Source organism: Nonomuraea sp. NPDC050153, assembly GCF_044460125.1.
GTDB lineage: Bacteria > Actinomycetota > Actinomycetes > Streptosporangiales > Streptosporangiaceae > Nonomuraea.
In genome coordinates, this window is record NZ_JBITJQ010000012.1 from 280,901 (window position 1) to 294,671 (window position 13,771).

General features: G+C 72.1%; 11 protein-coding genes. 6 read left to right on the forward strand and 5 right to left on the reverse strand.

Annotation, left to right across the window (positions count from 1 at the left end):
- The first annotated feature begins 4 nt into the window (after positions 1–4).
- From ACIBQ1_RS29075 to ACIBQ1_RS29095, 5 genes are read left to right on the forward strand one after another with little or no spacing between them, the layout of a single operon-like run.
- Positions 5–1,228 carry a sugar ABC transporter permease gene (locus ACIBQ1_RS29075; protein WP_397282464.1) on the forward strand — a complete coding sequence of 408 codons (1,224 nt, stop codon included), beginning with the start codon at positions 5–7 and terminating at the stop codon, positions 1,226–1,228.
- Positions 1,228–2,703, forward strand: coding sequence for an FGGY family carbohydrate kinase (locus tag ACIBQ1_RS29080; protein WP_397282440.1), 1,476 nt, complete (start codon positions 1,228–1,230; stop codon positions 2,701–2,703). Before ACIBQ1_RS29075 ends, ACIBQ1_RS29080 begins: the two co-directional genes overlap by 1 nt.
- Positions 2,700–4,124: an FGGY-family carbohydrate kinase gene (locus tag ACIBQ1_RS29085; protein ID WP_397282442.1), complete on the forward strand. Its 1,425-nt coding sequence runs from the start codon at positions 2,700–2,702 to the stop codon at positions 4,122–4,124. Before ACIBQ1_RS29080 ends, ACIBQ1_RS29085 begins: the two co-directional genes overlap by 4 nt.
- Positions 4,121–4,747, forward strand: a complete 627-nt coding sequence (locus tag ACIBQ1_RS29090; RefSeq protein WP_397282443.1) for a histidine phosphatase family protein — start codon at positions 4,121–4,123, stop codon at positions 4,745–4,747. Before ACIBQ1_RS29085 ends, ACIBQ1_RS29090 begins: the two co-directional genes overlap by 4 nt.
- 2 nt (positions 4,748–4,749) lie before the next feature.
- A complete protein-coding gene (locus ACIBQ1_RS29095) occupies positions 4,750–5,748 on the forward strand; it encodes a 2-hydroxyacid dehydrogenase (protein ID WP_397282466.1) in 999 nt (332 codons plus the stop codon).
- On the opposite strand, the gene ACIBQ1_RS29100 is transcribed toward ACIBQ1_RS29095, so the two are convergent.
- The 5 genes from ACIBQ1_RS29100 to ACIBQ1_RS29120 form a co-directional block, all read right to left on the reverse strand.
- A complete protein-coding gene (locus tag ACIBQ1_RS29100; RefSeq protein WP_397282445.1) occupies positions 5,738–6,595 on the reverse strand; it encodes a carbohydrate ABC transporter permease in 858 nt (285 codons plus the stop codon). The genes ACIBQ1_RS29095 and ACIBQ1_RS29100 overlap by 11 nt on opposite strands.
- On the reverse strand, positions 6,592–7,491 hold the full coding sequence (locus tag ACIBQ1_RS29105) for a carbohydrate ABC transporter permease (RefSeq protein ID WP_397282447.1): 900 nt from the start codon (positions 7,489–7,491) through the stop codon (positions 6,592–6,594). The genes ACIBQ1_RS29100 and ACIBQ1_RS29105 overlap by 4 nt, the downstream gene beginning before the upstream one ends.
- A gap of 48 nt (positions 7,492–7,539) precedes the next feature.
- Positions 7,540–8,844 carry an ABC transporter substrate-binding protein gene (locus ACIBQ1_RS29110; RefSeq protein ID WP_397282449.1) on the reverse strand — a complete coding sequence of 435 codons (1,305 nt, stop codon included), beginning with the start codon at positions 8,842–8,844 and terminating at the stop codon, positions 7,540–7,542.
- Positions 8,845–8,964: 120 nt separating this feature from the next.
- Positions 8,965–9,738: an AMP-binding protein gene (locus ACIBQ1_RS29115; protein ID WP_397282450.1), complete on the reverse strand. Its 774-nt coding sequence runs from the start codon at positions 9,736–9,738 to the stop codon at positions 8,965–8,967.
- Positions 9,739–10,047: 309 nt separating this feature from the next.
- A complete protein-coding gene (locus ACIBQ1_RS29120) occupies positions 10,048–12,459 on the reverse strand; it encodes an ATP-binding protein (protein ID WP_397282451.1) in 2,412 nt (803 codons plus the stop codon).
- A gap of 83 nt (positions 12,460–12,542) precedes the next feature.
- Here ACIBQ1_RS29120 and ACIBQ1_RS29125 point away from each other — a divergent pair.
- On the forward strand, positions 12,543–13,771 hold a 1,229-nt coding region (locus ACIBQ1_RS29125; RefSeq protein WP_397282453.1), incomplete at its 3' end, for an ABC transporter ATP-binding protein.

Sequence of the window (13,771 nt, forward strand, 5' to 3'; positions counted from 1 at the left end):
CACAGTGACGACGGACCGCCAGGACGAGCGGCTGCAGAACCGCGACGGCGTGCGCGGCGCGCTCGCCGACGTGGTCGAGCGGGCCCGCGGCGGCGACCTGGGCGTCATCCCCGTCGTGGTCGGGCTCGTGGTCATCTGGACGGTCCTGCAGATCCTGAACCCGATCTTCCTGTCCAGCGCGAACCTGGTGAACCTCACCCTGGAGTCCGCCGCCGTCGGCATCATCTCGCTCGGCATCGTCTGCGTCCTGCTGGTGGGCCAGATCGACCTGTCGGTCGGCTCGGTCAGCGGGCTGTCGGGTGCCGTGCTCGCGGTGCTGTTCGTGGGTCAGGGGCTGCCGGTCTGGCTGGCCATCGCCGCCGCGGTGATCATGGGAGCGGTCATCGGCTGGGTGTACGGGCAGCTGTTCAACCGGTTCGGCGTGCCGAGCTTCGTGATCACGCTGGCCGGCCTGCTCGCCTTCCTCGGGCTCCAGCTGTACGTGCTGGGCACCAAGGGGTCGATCAACCTGCCCTTCGACTCTGGCCTGGTGAACTTCGCGCAGCTCGACTTCGCGCCGGCCTGGCTGTCGTACACGTTCGCGGTCATCGCGGCCGTCTGGCTGTTCGTCACCGGATACCTGCACGCGCAGGAGCGGCGCAAGGCCGGGCTGTCGGCCAGGAGCGTGTCCACGCTGGCCGTCAGGAGCGTGGCGCTGCTGGTGGTGCTGGCCTTCGTGGTCTGGTACCTGGGCCAGACGCGCGGTGTGGGCTGGATGTTCGTCTTCTTCGTGGCGCTCGTGCTGATCATGCACTACCTGCTGTCGCGGACGAAGTGGGGCAGGGCCGTCTACGCCGTCGGCGGCAACGTGGAGGCCGCCCGCCGGGCCGGCATCAACGTCAGGGCCGTCTACACCTCGGTGTTCGTGCTCTGCTCGACGTTCGCCGCGGTCGGCGGCATCCTGGCCGCGGCCAGGCTCGCCGCGGCCAACCAGTCCAGCGGCTCGGGCGACGTCAACCTCAACGCCATCGCGGCGGCCGTGATCGGCGGGACGAGCCTGTTCGGCGGGCGCGGCACCGCGTTCGGCGCGCTGCTCGGGATCATCGTCATCCAGTCCATCTCCAGCGGCCTGACCCTGCTCAACCTCGACTCGTCGATCAGGTTCGTGGTCACCGGCGCGGTGTTGCTGCTCGCCGTGATCGTCGACTCCGTGTCGCGCCGGTCGAGGACCTCCCACGGCAGGGCCTGATGGCGATCATCTGCGTGGACGCGGGCACCACGGTCATCAAGGCCGTCGGGTACGACGCCGAGGGCGCGGAGGCGTTCGTCGCCCGGCGGGAGACCGTGGTCTCCAGGCCCCTGCCCGGCCACGCCGAGCAGGACATGAACGCCGTCTGGGACGCGGTCGCCGCCACCGTGCGCGAGGTCGCCGCCCAGGTGGGGACGGTGGACTTCGTGGCCGTGACGGCCCAGGGCGACGGCTGCTGGCTGGTCGGCCCCGACGGCGAGCCGACCGGGCCCGCGATCCTCTGGAACGACGCCAGGGCGGCCACGACCGTGGACGGCTGGACCCGCTCCGGGACCGCGGCCGAGGCGTTCCGGCTCAACGGCTCGTCGGCCGCCTCCGGGCTGCCGCACGCGATCCTGACCTGGCTGCGCGCGAACGACCCCGAGCGGCTGGAGCGGTCGAGCGCCATGCTGACCTGCGGCGGCTGGATCTTCGCGCGGATGACCGGGGAGCTGGTGGCCGACGAGTCCGACGCCTCCGCGCCGTTCATGGACCTGCGGGCGCGGGCGTACTCCCCCGCGCTGCAGGCCCTGTTCGGGACGGAGTGGGCCGAGCGCCTGCTGCCCCCGATCCGCTCCGGCCACGTCGCCGAGCTGTCCCGGGACGCGGCCCCCGCGCTCGGGCTGCCCGCCGGGACGCCGGTCGTGATGGCCCCGTACGACATCGCCGCCACGGCGCTGGGCGCGGGCGCGGTGCGGGCCGGGCAGGCGTGCGGCATTCTCGGCACCACGCTGTGCACCGAGGTCATCGTCGACTCCGCCGACCTGGAGGGCGAGCCGATCGGGATCACGATCGCGCTGCCCGGCGGCTACCTGCGGGCCTTCCCCACGTTCGCGGGCACCGAGGTGGTGCAGTGGACGTGCCGCATGCTGGGCCTGCGCGACCCGGCCGAGCTGGGCGAGCTGGCCCTGGGGAGCGGGCCGGGCGCGCGTGGGCTGACGCTCCTGCCGTACCTGTCGCCCGCCGGTGAGCGGGCGCCGTTCTCCGACCCGCTGGCCAGGGGCTCGCTGCTGGGCATGTCGTTCGAGCACGGCCGCGAGGACGTCGCCAGGGCGGCGCTCGAAGGGCTCACGATGGTCATCCGCGACTGCCTGGCCGCCACCGGCGCCGCGCCCACGGAGCTGCGCGTGTGCGGGGGCGGTTCGAACAGCACCGCCTGGCTCCAGCTGATCGCCGATGTCACCGGCCTGCCCGTGCGCCGCCCGGCCGACACCGAGGTGGGCGCGCGGGGCGCGTACCTGGTGGGGCTGGCCGCCACCGCCGCCGCCCCGTCCATCGCAGCGGCCGCCTCGGAGCATGTGCGGCTGCGCGACGCGCTCGAACCCAACCCCGCCCGCCAGGCGTTGTACGACCGGCTGTTCGACGACTTCTTGACCCTGCGCCAGGCGAACGCGGTCTCCTGGCCGCTGCTGGCCGAGATGAGGGGCCGTACATGAGCGTTTGGGTAGGCATCGATCTCGGGACCCAGAGCGTGCGGGCGATGGCCGTCTCCGGGGACGGGCAGGTGGTCGGCACGGCCGGCCGGCCGCTGACCAGCCACCGCGACGGGCCCCGCCACGAGCAGGACCCCGAGCAGTGGTGGCGCGAGCTGGCCGCCGCCACCCGCGAGGCGCTGCGCGACGTGCCGTCCGAGCAGGTGGCGGGCGTGGCTGTGGCCGCCACCTCTGGAACGATCCTGCTCACCGGCCCCGGCGGCCGGGCGCTGACGCCCGCGCTCATGTACGACGACCGGCGCGCCGACGCCGGGCGCGCCAACGAGGTGGGCGCCGCCGTGTGGGAGCGGCTCGGCTACCGGCGCATGCAGCCCAACTGGGCGCTGCCCAAGCTCCTGTGGCTGCTCCGGGACGCCCCCGCCGGGGCGCGGCTCGCGCACCAGAACGACTTCGTCAACCGCCGCCTCGTCGGCCACGAGGTCGCCACCGACCTCAGCAATGCGCTCAAGACCGGTGTGGACCTCATCGAGGAGCGCTGGCCGTCCGAGGTGCTGGACGCCCTGGACGTGCCCGCGGAGCTGCTCCCCGAGGTCGTACGGCCCGGCACCCGGCTGGGCGCGGTCTGCGCGGCCGCCGCCGAGGAGACCGGCATCCCCGCCGGCACGCCCGTGATCGCCGGGACCACCGACGGGTGCGCCGCCCAGCTCGGCGCGGGCGCCACCCGGGTCGGGAGCTGGAACTCCGTGCTGGGCACGACGCTGGTGCTCAAGGGCGTGACGAAGGAGCTGATCCACGACCCGCTCGGCGTCGTCTACTCGCACCGCGCGCCGGACGGCTCGTGGCTGCCGGGCGGCGCGTCGAGCACCGGCGCCGGCGTGCTCTCCCGCGACCTGCCCGGCCGCGACCTCGACGCGCTGAGCGCCCAGGCCGCCGCCCGGCCCGGCCCGCCCGCGAACCTCACGTACCCGCTGGTCTCGCGGGGCGAGCGCTTCCCGTTCGACGCCCCCCAGGCCGAGGGGTTCACGCTCGGCGACCCGGCCGACGATGTCGAGCGCTACGCGGCGATCCTGCTCGGCGCGGCCTTCGTCGAACGCCTCTGCTTCGACTACCTCGACCTGCTCGGCGCCCCGGTGGACGGCGAGATCATCCTGACCGGCGGCGCCACCCGCAGCGCGTACTGGACCCGGCTCAGGGCGGACGTCCTGGGACGTCCCGTGACGCTGCGGGAGAACGCCGAGCCCGCCCTGGGCATGGCCGTCCTGGCGGGCGGCGATCCCGAACGGATGATCAGGACCCGCGCGGTCGTCGACCCGTCGGGCGCCGACCTCACCGAGCCCTACCTGCGTTTCGTCACAGAGCTGGAACGGCGCGGCTGGCTCGACCCGGCCGCCGCCGCACACGCCCGCGAGAGGACCACCCGATGACCGACCTCGTCCTGGTCCGCCACGGCGAGACCGTCTGGCACGCCGAGAACCGCTACGCGGGGGTCAGCGACATCGAGCTGACCCCGCGCGGCCACGCCCAGGCCGCCCAGCTGGCCGAGTGGGCCGGTCAGGCGGGCCTGGCGGCCGTGTGGGCCTCCACGCTCAGCCGGGCCCGGATCACCGCCGCGGCCGGTGCCGACAAGGCCGGCGTGGAGCTGCGGACCGACCCGAGGCTGCGCGAGCTGGACTTCGGCCAGGGCGAGGGCCTGACCTCGGCCGAGATGGCGGCTCGCTTCCCCGAGGCGCGTGCCGCGTTCGAGTCCGACCCGGCCGGGCACCCGCTGCCCGGCGGCGAGGACCCGCACCTGGCCGCCGACCGGTTCGTGGCCGCCCTCGACGACATCGCCGCCGCCCACCCCGGCGGGCGCGTGCTGGTGGTCGCGCACACGACCGCCATCAGGCTCGCCCTGTGCCGCCTGATCGGGGTGCCGCTCGGCGAGTACCGGCGGCTGTTCCCGCGCCTGGACAACTGCGCGCTCACCGAGCTGCGCCTGCCGGAGCTCGGCGACGGACGGCGGGCCGCGATGCTGCAGTACAACTCCTCGATTGGAGCCGTTCGTTGACCATCCGAGTCCTTGCCGCGGGCGACCACTTCGTCCAGAACCGCCTGCTCATCGACGCGCTCAGGCGCGAGGTCCCCGGCGAGGTGGACATCAGCGAGCTGACGCTGCCGTGGCCGGTCGAGCCGTTCGGCCGGGTGGGCGAGGTGGACGAGGCCTCGGACGTGGAGGACGAGCTGATCGAGGCGCTACGCGGCGTCGAGGTCTGCGTGACCCAGATGGCCCCGTTGACCAAGCGGGTCCTGGACGCCTCTCCCGACCTGCGGCTGTTCTGCGTGAGCCGGGGCGGCCCGGTCAACGCCAACCTGGAGGCGGCCAAGGCGGCGGGCGTGGCCGTGACGTTCGCGCCCGGGCGCAACGCGGTGGCCACCGCCGAACACACCCTGGCCATGCTGCTGGCCGCCACCCGCAGGATCCCCCAGACGCACGGCGACCTGGCGGGGGGCGTGTGGCGGGGCGACTACTACATGTACGACAACGTCGGCCCCGAGCTGGACGGCAGCACGGTCGGCCTGGTCGGCTACGGCGCCATCGGCCGCCGCGTGGCCCGCATGCTCGAAGGCTTCGGCGCGGAGGTGCTGGTCCATGACCCGTACGTGGACGTGCCCGGCCGGGTCGAGCTGGACGAGCTGCTGCGGCGCTCCCACTTCGTCTCCCTGCACGCCCGCGCCACCCCCGAGACCAACGGCATGATCGGCGCGGCCGAGCTCGCCGCCATGCCGCGCGGCTCGGTCCTGGTCAACTGCGCCAGGGGCGCGCTGGTCGACTACGACGCCGTGTGCGACGCCCTGGTGTCGGGCCACCTGTTCGGGGCGGCCATGGACGTCTTCCCGGAGGAGCCCATCCCGGCCGGCTCACGCCTGCTCACCACCCCGAACCTGATCATGACCCCGCACCTGGCAGGGGCCAGCAAGCAGACGGCCGTGAAGGCGGCCTCCATCGTGGCCGCCGACGTGGCCCGCTACGTGCGCGGCGAGCCCCTGGCCCACGCGGCTACCCCTTGAGCGCCCCCGCCATCAGCCCGCGCATGAAGAACCTGCCCAGCAGGACGTAGATCAGCATCGTCGGGATCGACGACAGGATGGCCGCCGCCATCTGCTGGCTGTACGGGGTGGCCTGCGCACCGGCGATGTTGTTCAGCATCACGGTCGTGGGCCAGCTCGTCGGCCCGGTCAGGAAGACGGCGAACAGGAAGTCGTTCCAGAGCGAGGTGAACTGCCAGATGACGACCACCGCGATGGCGGGCGCCGACACCGGCAGCACCACCGACCAGTACGTCCGCAGCATGCCCGCCCCGTCCACCCGGGAGGCCTCGATCAGCTCGTCCGGGATCGTGACGTAGTAGTTGCGGAAGATCAGCGTGCAGATCGGGATGCCGTAGACGACGTGGGCCAGCACCAGCCCGGGGATGCCGCCGTAGAAGACGCCCTGCAGCCCGGTCAGCTCGTTCAGCCCCACGAGCAGCTGCACCAGCGGGATCATGACCCCCTGGTACGGGATGAACATGCCGAACAGGAACAGCGTGAACAGCACGTCCGCCCCGGGGAAGCGCCACTTGGACAGCACGTAGCCGTTCATGGAGCCGAGCGCGCACGACAGCAGCGAGCCGGGCACGGCCAGCAGCACGCTGTTCCACAGGCCGGGGGCCAGCTTCTCCCAGGCCACCCGCCACGCCTCGGTCGTCCACGTCCGCGGCAGGTTCCACGCCTGGCCGGGGTCGGCCTCCGTGAGCGGCTTGAAACTGGTGACCAGCAGCACGTAGATGGGGATCAGGAAGATCACCACGAAGAGGATCAGCAACCCGAGACGCAGCCAGGGAAAGACCGCCCGGCGCGTGGCCACCGCCGTCATGAGCGCCTCTCCGTTCGCCGCTCCGCACGCACGGACCAGATCAGGTACGGGATCACGAAGACCGCCACGCTCAGCACGATGTACGAGGCGATCGTGGCGCCCTTGGCCGGATCGTGCGAGTCGAACACCGCCACCCACATGAACACCGCGGGCACGTCCGTGATGATCTGCTTGCCCGACACCGCCACGATCAGGTCGAACACCTTGAGCGAGATGTGTCCCAGGATGATCAGCGCGGACAGGGTGACCGGCCGGAGCAGGGGCAGCACGACGTGCCGGTAGACGCCCCACTCGTTGCAGCCGTCCACCCGCGCGGCCTCCCGCAGTTCCTCGGGCACGCCGCGGAAGCCGGCCAGAAACAGTGCCATGACATATCCGGACATCTGCCAGATGGCGGGGATCGCCATCGCGGCCATCCCCCAGTCCGGATCCCTGAACCACTGCCACTGCGGCAGCCCGATCCAGTCGAGCAGCCGGTTCAGGCCGACCGCCCGCTCCCCCGTCCCCGAGTTCATCAGCCACCGCCACACGATGCCGGTCGCGACGAACGAGATGGCCATCGGGAACAGGTAGATCGCCCGGAACGTCCCCTCGCCCCTGATCCCCTTCTCCATGAGGAACGCCAGGAGCCATCCGAGCAGGAGCGCGCCCAGCACGAACACGACCGTGAAGACGATCGCGTGGTTCACCGAGAGGTGCCACCGCGGCTGGTCCCAGATGTCGATGAAGTTCCGCAGCCCCACGAACTTCCCCTCGGACACCTCATCGTGCTTGTCCGTCATGGCCAGCCGGAAGTTCCAGCCGAGCAGGCCGTACACGAAGACGCCGATCAGGATGATCGACGGCGTGACGAGGAGGAGTCCGGGCAGCCACGTGCGTGCCCGCCTCACAAGCATTCCCTCCCACGGGCCCGGCGGGCGCGACGCCCGCCGGAGCCCGACGAGTCATTGAGCGTTGGACTTGGCCGCGTCGGCGAGCCCCTGCTGCAGGGCCTTGACGTCCTTGCTGCCGATGAACAGGCCGACCGCCTCGGTGATCGCCGCCAGCCACGGCTGGTTGACCGAGACGCCGTGCTGGATCGACCCGGCGAGCTTGTTGCTCGACCAGTCCTTCAGCGCGTCGGCCAGGTAGTCGGTGTAGAGGGACTGGTCGGCGTCCTTGCGGGCGGGGATGGAGCCCTTCTTGGGGTTGAAGGCGTCCTGCCCCTCCTTGCCGGCCGCGACCTTCAGCCAGGCGATGGCTCCGTCACGGTTCTTCGCGCCCTTGGGGAGGGTGAAGCTGTCGGACAGCCACATGTACGTGCCCTCGGTCCCGGGAGCCGGCGCCCAGTCGAAGTCCGTCTTCGACTTCTTGCCCAGGCCGCCCTCCGGCGGGTTGTGGAAGTAGCCGTACGCCCAGTCGCCCATGATGTTGAACGCGGCCTCGCCGTCGGCGACCTGCTTGGCGGCCGGCTGCCAGTCGTCCTGCGGGTCGCCCGCGTACGACATGATCTTGGCGAAGCTCTCCAGCGCCTTGGTCACCTGCGGGCTGTTCCAGTCGGCGCCCGGCTTGAACAGCGCGTTGTAGGCGTCGGTGCCGATGGAGCCGAGCAGCACGTTCTCCAGCAGGTGGGTGACGGTCCACTCGGAGCCGATGGACAGCGGGATCTTGCCCTTGGCCTTGACCTTCTCCAGGTCCGCGATGAACTCGTCGATCGTCTTGGGCGCGGCGGCCACGCCGGCCTCCTTGAGCACGACCGGGTTGAACCACAGCACGTTGGACCGGTGGATGTTCACCGGCACCGAGTAGATCTTGCCGTCGACGCTGATCTGGTCGACGAGCTGCGCGGGGAAGACGTCCTTCAGCTTCAGCTCGTCATAGAGGAAGGTCAGGTCCTCCAGGTTGCCGGCCTTGATGTAGCCCTGCAGCTCGGCGCCCGCGTGTCCCTGGAAAGTATCGGGCGGGGTGCTGGCCTGGAGCTTCGACTGGAGCAGGGCCTTGGCCTTGTCACCGGAGCCGCCCGCCACCGCCGCGTCGAAGAACGTGTAGTTCGGATTCTGCTGCTCGAAGATCTTCTTCATCGCCTGGAGGCCGTCGGCCTCACCGGGGCCCGTCCACCAGGAGAAGACCTCAACCTGTTTCTTCTCCCCGCCACCGCCACTCGCGGCCGGCGACTGGGACGCCTGTCCGGCTCCGCCGCCACCGCCACAGGCCACCAGGCTCAACGCGCTCACGATCGAGATCGAGACGGTCGCTAACCACCGTCGCATCGCACACCATCCCTTCGAAGCCCCCGAAGTTGGTGATTTGACAACGTTGTCAACCAACGGCCATCTACCCACTTCCCGCCGCGCGGCGTCAAGGGATGGGCGGGTAACAGCTCCGCATATTCAGCGGACCCGCTCCAGCTCACCCTCCGGGCCCGTCACGACCGTGACGCTGAAGTCGTGGCTCGTGCCGGGCAGATCGCCGCCACCCGCCGCGACCACCAGCGCGCCCTTGGACACGCCCAGGCCGACCAGCGCGACCAGGTCGCACCCGCCGTCGGGCGGCCAGGTGGCCAGCACGACGTCGGACTCGGCCAGGCGTACGGGGACGTCGAGCTCCGCCATCCTGGACAGCAGGCCGGCGTGGGACATCCGGCGGCCGTCCGCCGTCAGCAGCGCGGTCTGGCGCTTGGCGTCGAGCGCGGGCAGCGGGGTGGGCTCCAGCGTGAGCAGGCCGCGGAAGTCGATCGTGTCGAGCGCCGTGCCCAGCGAGACGACCTGGCGCACCCGGGACTCGTCCGCCGCCAGCACCGCCGTGTCCGCCAGGTCGGGGGTGGTGATCAGGGTGCGCGCGTCGCACTCCCGCAGCCGCGCGGCCACCTCGCCGGCGCCGAGCGCGGGGTCGATCGGCGCCGCGACGCCGCCCGCCGCCAGCACGGTGTGCACGGCCAGCGTCTGCGCGCCGGCCGTCGAGACGTGCACGCCCACCACCTGGTCGCGCCGCGCGCCCCTGCGGACGAGCCCCGAGGCCGCCCTGGTCACCTCGGTCACCAGCCGGCGGTAGCCGTAGACGTGGCCGCCGCGCAGATCGACGAGCGCCGGCCGCTCCCCGCGCTCGTACGCCCGGCGGAACACCTCGTGGATCACTGTCCCGGTGGTCGAGGCGGCAGGCTTCATGACCGTCAACGTACGGCCGCCGGGCACGCGCAGCATCCACCGATGTATGTAGGCAGATGTGCATTCCCGCGGGCGGGCCCGAGCCCTGCGCGACTCGAGCCCGCTGTCACGCGCCCGGAGCCGGGCCCCCACCCCTCCGAGGAGGCCCAGCCCCGCGTGGACGCGTGACGTCCCCGATGGACCGGCCGCGAGAGGCGGCCGATCACACGTAGCAACGGTAGATGTGCAGACGGGGGCCGCACATGCGCTGACATGGCCATTCGACGATGTAAAACGGCCGGCCCGGCAATGTGTAGAGAGGTGCGCGGATCACCGGCTCTCGATCACCCATGCGGCGATCTGTGTACGTGTGGAGAAGCCCAGCTTGGACAGAATGTTGGCCACGTGCCGCGCGGCGGTCGCCGGGCTGATGACCAGTTCGTCGGCGATGGCCCGGTTGCTGAGCCCTCTGGCGATCAGGTCGGCGATCTCACGTTCCCTGGCCGTGAGCCTGCTGTCCTGGTTGACCGGTACGACCAGCTCGACCGAGCGTTCGGGCAGCGCGCCGTCCAGGGCGCAGGCCACGGCCTGCTCTGCGGTCATCCCCGCGCCCTCGGCCCACAACATGCCGACCACGGCCTCGCCCAGCCCGGCCCGCGCCGGTCGCAGGACGTCCTCCGTACGGGCGTCCGGCTGGCGGCTGCGCAGCGCCACCGACGCGGCGGCCAGCAGGACCGCCCGCCGGTGGTCGCCCTCGGCGGAGACCAGCACCGCCCACTCCTCCAGCCGCCTGGCGATGCCCGCGCGCAGCCCCGCGTCGCGGCTGAGCACCAGCGCCTCGGTGAACCTGACCCTGGCCTCCGCCAGGTCGCCCTGGTCGAGCGCCACCTTGCCGAGCCCGGCCAGGCAGCTCACGATCTGCTGCCTGGCGTCCACGTGCCGCAGCAGGCTCAGCCCCGACTCGTAGTGCCGCTTGGCCGTCACGAGGTCGCCCGAGCGCCTGGCGACCTGGGCGAGCCCGATGTGGGCGTAGGACTGGCCGACGTGGTTGTCCAGCCCCTCGCTGATCGCCAGCACCTCCTCGAACCCGCGCTGCGCCTCCCGCAGGCGGCCGTGGTGCAGGCCGAACTGGGCCCGGGTGCCCTGGGCCAGCGACTCCAGGATGAGGTCGCCGGCGCTCCTGGCCATCTCCAGCGCGCGGGCCAGGATGTCGGGCTTGCCGGTGAGCTGGGCCAGCACGATCGTGCCGACGGCCTCGCCGTACTCGTCGCCGGCGGCCCTGCACAGGTCGAGCCCGGCGCGGGCGCACCACGCGGCCAGCTCCAGGTCGCCCGCCGCCAGCGCCAGCTCGCCGCGCAGGATCGTGGCCTGGCCGCGCAGCGCCGGCCGCACCTGCGGGACGTCGAGGGACAGCAGCCGGTCGAGCCGCTCGGCCATGTCGAGCTTCCTGCCGCTGCCGACCAGCAGGTAGCGCACGTCGGTCAGCAGGCCCAGCGCGATCTCCGGCAGTCCGATGGCGATCGACCAGTCGCAGGCCGCGCCGACCTCGACCTTGAGGGCGTCGAACAGGTTCACGTACCGCTCGATCACCGGCCACGACGTGCGCGCCCCCGGCGCGATCGTCTCCTTGAACCGGCGCGCCATCGCGGCCAGCGCCGTCAGGTGCCTGCGCCGCAGCTCCGTCTCCTCGCCGGACTCGGCGAGCTGCTCCAGGGCGTAGTCGCGGACGGTCTCCAGCAGCCGGTAGCGCGCCTGACCGGCGATCTCCCCGTCGAGGGCGACCAGCGACTTGTCCACCAGATCACACAGCCTGAGCAGCACGTCCTCCTCGGGCAGCCCCGGCCCCGAGCAGACCTCCTCGGCCAGGTCGAGCGTCCACGAGGAGCGGAAGGCGGCCGTGCGGCGCAGCAGCAGCCGCTCCTGCGGGGAAAGCAGCCGGTAGCTCCAGTCCACTGCGGCCCTGAGCGTGCGGTGCCGGGCCGGAGCCGTACGCGCGCCGCCCGCCAGCAGCCTGAACCGGTCGTCCAGCCGCTCGACGAGCTGCCCCACGGACAGGACCCGCACCATGGCGGCGGCCAGCTCGATCGCCAGCGGCAGGCCGTCGAGCGCCTGGCACAGCTCCGCGACCAGCGGCCGGTTCTCGTCGGTCAGCTCGAAGTCGGGCCTGGCGGCGGTGGCCCTGGCCACGAACAGCCGCACGGCCTCGCTCTCCCCCTCCACCGATCCGTCCGCGCACCGATCCGCGGACCGGTCCGCCGGCCCGTCCACCGGTCCCTCCACCGACAGGGGCGGCACCCGCCACACGGTCTCGCCCGGCACCCGCAGCGGCTCCCTGCTGGTGGCCAGCACGGTGAGCCCGGGGCAGGCCCCGAGCAGGTCACGGCACAGCTCCGCGCACTCCCCGATCACGGGCTCGCAGTTGTCGAGCACCAGGAGCGTGCGCCGTCCCGCGATCGACTCGGCCAGATCGCCCGCGATGCCGAGCGCGGCGGCGGCGTAGCCTCTCAGCTCGCCCTTCTCCAGGTCGGCCAGCTCGATCAGCCACACGCCGCCCGGATGGTCGGGGGCGACCCTGGCCGCGAGCCGCAGAGCCAGCCGGGTCTTGCCGATGCCGCCGGCGCCGCAGAGGGTCACGGCCCGGGAGACGCGCATCAGATGGACGAGCTCATCGAGATCGGACTCCCGGCCCACGAACGCGTTCGGCTCGGCCGGCAGGTTGCTGAAGTCGGCAGATCGCAGCATCACTGTGAGTGTGTCACCAACTACGCCGCGCGCCCAGACATAATCGGTGGAGATCTGTCAGTGCCCGTGGGCACACTCAAGTCATGGCCGATGAGCCGCTCGAGCTCGGTGAGATCTCCTTCTCCGACTGGCACGCCCATCAGGACAAGCTGGCGGCGGTCGGCTTCCTGACCATCGCCAGGCGACTGCCCTCACTCGTGGCGCAGGCGATGCGCATGGCCTGGCGGGCCAGCCGGCGCGACACCCTCGCCACCATCACGCTCAACCTCCTCGGCGGCGTCTTCACGGCCTTCGGCCTGCTGGCGACCACCGGCGTCCTGACCGCCCTCTTCAGCGAGGGCCCGACCCCCGACCGCGTGCTGGCCGCGCTGCCCAGCCTCGTCCTGGTCGGGACCGCCGCGACGCTCCGCACCGCCGTCCAGGCCGGCGCGGGCTGGGCGCAGTCCCGCCTCGACCCCCAGGTGAGCCGGCTCACCGAGGAGCGCCTGTACGGGCTGACCAGCCGGGTGGAGCTCGTGGCCTACGACGACCCCGAGTTCCACGACGCGTTGCAGCGGGCCAGGTTACGCGGCGTGGCCATGGCCGACTCGGTGGTGTCGTCGGCCATCAACGTGGTCACGGCCGCGGTCGGCATCACGGCGGTGGCCGGCGTCCTGGGCGTGCTCCACCCCGTGCTGCTCCCCCTCCTCCTGCTGGCGGTGCTGCCCGACGCCTGGGCAGCGGTCCGCAGCGCCAAGATGCGCTACACCACCCTCTACGCCCTCATCCCCGCAAACCGCCGCAAATGGATCATCGCGGAGCTGCTGGCCAACCGCGAGCCTGCGGCCGAGGTGCGCTCGTTCACCATGCGCGGCTTCCTGCTGCGCATGTACGACGCGGTGGCCAGGGCCGAGCAGGAGGTCATGCTCAAGCTCGCCCGGCGCCAGACCGTCGCCCGGCTCGTCGGCGAGGCTCTCGGCGGCCTCGGCTCCGCCCTCGTCTACGTCGCCCTCGGCCTGCTCCTGGCCCTGGCCGCCATCCCCCTGGCGGTGGCGGGCACCGCCGTCCTGGCGATCAGATCGGGGCAGCAGTCGCTGAGCAACCTCATGTTCGCCACCAACCGCCTCTACGAAGAGGGCCTCTACTTCACCGACTTCCTGGAGTTCTGCGAGGACGCCGAACGCCGCATCCCCGCCGCGCGCGAGGAGTCGGTGCCCGAGAGCTTCGAACGCGTCGTCGCCTCCGGCATCACCTTCACCTACCCCGGCTCCGAGGAGCCCGCCCTGCGCGAGGTGTCGATCGAGATCAAACGCGGCGAGGTCATCGCCTTCGT

Excerpts from the sequence above, each read along its gene's own strand:
- ACIBQ1_RS29080 (WP_397282440.1), top strand. The coding sequence starts at position 1,228 with ATGGCGATCATCTGCGTGGACGCGGGCACCACGGTCATCAAGGCCGTC.
- ACIBQ1_RS29085 (WP_397282442.1), top strand. The coding sequence starts at position 2,700 with ATGAGCGTTTGGGTAGGCATCGATCTCGGGACCCAGAGCGTGCGGGCG.
- ACIBQ1_RS29090 (WP_397282443.1), top strand. The coding sequence starts at position 4,121 with ATGACCGACCTCGTCCTGGTCCGCCACGGCGAGACCGTCTGGCACGCC.
- ACIBQ1_RS29100 (WP_397282445.1), bottom strand. The coding sequence starts at position 6,595 with ATGACGGCGGTGGCCACGCGCCGGGCGGTCTTTCCCTGGCTGCGTCTC.
- ACIBQ1_RS29105 (WP_397282447.1), bottom strand. The coding sequence starts at position 7,491 with ATGCTTGTGAGGCGGGCACGCACGTGGCTGCCCGGACTCCTCCTCGTC.
- ACIBQ1_RS29110 (WP_397282449.1), bottom strand. The coding sequence starts at position 8,844 with ATGCGACGGTGGTTAGCGACCGTCTCGATCTCGATCGTGAGCGCGTTG.
- ACIBQ1_RS29115 (WP_397282450.1), bottom strand. The coding sequence starts at position 9,738 with ATGAAGCCTGCCGCCTCGACCACCGGGACAGTGATCCACGAGGTGTTC.
- ACIBQ1_RS29120 (WP_397282451.1), bottom strand. The coding sequence starts at position 12,459 with ATGCTGCGATCTGCCGACTTCAGCAACCTGCCGGCCGAGCCGAACGCG.